The 2,765-nt window shown below is 68.4% G+C and carries 2 protein-coding genes; both read left to right on the forward strand.

All coding sequences use genetic code 11. From position 1 onward, the window contains the following. Positions 1-689 (forward strand): alpha/beta hydrolase (locus ACWELQ_RS42925; protein WP_452402721.1); only part of this gene is annotated, 689 nt, incomplete at its 5' end. A gap of 149 nt (positions 690-838) precedes the next feature. Further along, positions 839-2,765: alpha/beta hydrolase-fold protein (locus ACWELQ_RS42930; RefSeq protein ID WP_452402722.1), on the forward strand; the 1,927-nt coding region annotated here is incomplete at its 3' end.

The raw sequence follows: 2,765 nt of genomic DNA on the forward strand, positions 1-2,765 counted from the left end.
AGTTCGCCGAGGACAACGTCACCCTCGTGATGCCGGTCGGCGGCCAGTCCAGCTTCTACACCGACTGGCGCGCGCCCTCGAGCACCAACGGCCAGAAGCTCACCTACCGGTGGGAGACCTTCCTGACCCAGGAGCTGCCCGCCTTCCTGGAGGGTTACGGCGTCTCCCGCACCAACAACGCGGTGGCCGGGCTGTCCATGGGCGGCTCGGCGGCGCTGGCGCTGGCCGCCTATCACCGCGACCAGTTCAAGCACGCGTCCTCGTTCTCCGGCTACCTCAATATCTCCGCACCCGGTATGCGCGAGGCGATTCGGATCGCCATGCTCGACGCGGGCCGGTTCAATGTGGATTCCATGGCTTGGCCGTGGAGCCCGGCCTGGCTGCGGATGGACCCGTTCGTCTTCGCCCCGCAGCTGCGCAATCTGCCGCTCTACATCTCCGCCTCGTGGGGTGTGCCGGGCGCGCACGACAATCCGGACGGGCCGGTCGGCATTTTCAACACCGTCAATGCCGTTGCCCTGGAGGCGCTGTCGATGGTCAACACCATCTCTTTCATGGCCCGGATGAATCAGCTCGGCATCGGCGCGCACTACAGCCTGCCGGTGAAGGGCACCCACTCCTGGGGCTACTGGCAGGACCAGCTGGCCTCGGCCCGGCCCGACATCCTGGCCGCTCTCGGGGTGTCGTAGCGAGACACGCCGTACGCCGAATGGAAACTGGTCGTTTGCTGTAGGGGGATCGGTTTCCGTGTGTCCTACCGGGAGTTGAGCGCTGCCGGAGGTACAACACTTGTGTGGCTGGTGTTGTCCGTGGGATCAAGCGAGGGCGTACGCGTTGGGTGGCATGCGCCGCGGCAGCGATATTTCCGCTGGCCGCGGGCATTTTCGTGGGCACCGGTCCGGCCTCGGCCGCACCCGATGCCCCCGCCGCGAATCCGGCGAGCATCCAGAAGATGACCTGGGTCAGCGACCGCCGCGTCACCGTGTGGGTGAATTCGCCCGCCTCGGGCGCACCGGTCGAGATCCAGTTGCTGCTGCCGCGCGACTGGAATGTCAAGCCCGACGCCAAGTTCCCGGTCGTCTACATGCTCGATGGCCTGCGCGCCACCGACGAGGAGAACGGCTGGACCAAGGACGCGGGCGCGGCCGGGTTCTTCGCCGACAAGAACGCGCTGGTGGTGCTGCCGATCGGCGGCCAGTCCAGCTTCTACGCCGACTGGCTGGCCCCCGACAACGGCCGCAACTACCAGTGGGAGACCTTCCTGGTCCGGGAGCTGCCGCCGCTGCTGGAGAGCCAGTTCCGCGCCACCGATGTGCGTGCGGTGGAGGGCCTTTCGATGGGCGGCACCGCGGCCATGATGCTGGCCGCGCGCAATCCCGGCTGGGTGCGCTCGGCCGCCTCCTACTCCGGCTTCCTCACCCTGACCTCGCTCGGCATGCCGCAGGCGGTCAACTTCGCCATGCACGACGCGGGCGGCTACGACTCCAGCAAGATGTTCGGCCCGCCCTCCAGCCCGGCCTGGAAGGAACACGACCCGTACGAGCTGGCCGACAAGCTCAAGGGCACCGCGCTCTACGTCTCCAGCGGCAACGGCGTCGCGGGCACCACCGATCCGCTCTCCGACATTCCGGGCATCACCACGAATTACGCGGGCCTGGGCCTCGAGGTGCTCTCGCGGCTGAGCACCCAGAACTTCGTGGCCAAGCTGAACAAGCTGAACATCCCGGTCTCGGTGAACTACCGCGCCTCGGGCACCCATACCTGGCCGTATTGGGATTTCGAGATGCGTCAGGCGTGGCCGCAGACCGCGGCCGCGATCGGCGTGGACGCCACCGCCCTGGAGTGCAAGGTGGCGGGCGCGATCGCGCCGATCGTGCAGGGCAACAACTGGCTCGGCGACTGCCTCTCCGGTGAGTACCAGGTGCCCGGCGGCGTCGCGCAGGACTTCCGCGGCGGCAAGGTGCTGTATTCGCAGGCCACGGGCGCGCAGCCGGTGGCCGGGGCGATCGGCGGCAGCTATGCCGGACTGGGCGGCGCGGCAAGCGGTCTGGGCTTCCCGACCGCGGGCGAGGGCGGACTGCCCGACGGTCGCGGCCGCTTGCAGCCCTTCCAGCACGGGTCGGTCTACTGGACCCCGCAGACCGGCGCGCAGGCCGTGCGCGGCGCGATCTTCGACGAATGGGCCAAACAGGGCTACGAGCGCGGACCGGCCGGCTACCCCAACGGCCAGGAGACCCGCACGCCCCAAAGGGACGGCGTGGTCCAGGGTTTCGAGAACGGGCCGGTCTACTTCAGCTCGAAGACCGGCGCGCACCTGGTGCAGGGTCTGATCCTCGGCAAGTACGGGCAGCTCGGATTCGAGAACAGCCCTTACGGTTTCCCGACCTCGAACGAGGCGCCGCTGCGCGACTTCGGCCGCTACAGCGCCTTCGAGGGCGGCAATATCTATTGGAGCCCGCTCTCGGGCGCGTGGGGCGTGCGCAACGGGCCGATCATGGACGCCTGGCGCGCAACCGGATTCGAGAACGGCCCGCTGGGCTACCCGCTCTCGGACGAGGGTGAGATCCCCGGCGGCGCGCAGCAGACCTTCCAGGGCGGCACCCTCACCATCCGCGACGGTCACGCCACCGCCGCCACCCTCGACGGCCGCCCGATCACCATCCCCGGCAGCCAATCCGGTTTGTACCGACTCATTCACGGCGATGCCATTCCGCGGCTCGATCTGATTATCGCGTTGGCACGTGTATTCGACGTTCCGCCAGAAT

This window comes from Nocardia sp. NPDC004722, from assembly GCF_053601505.1.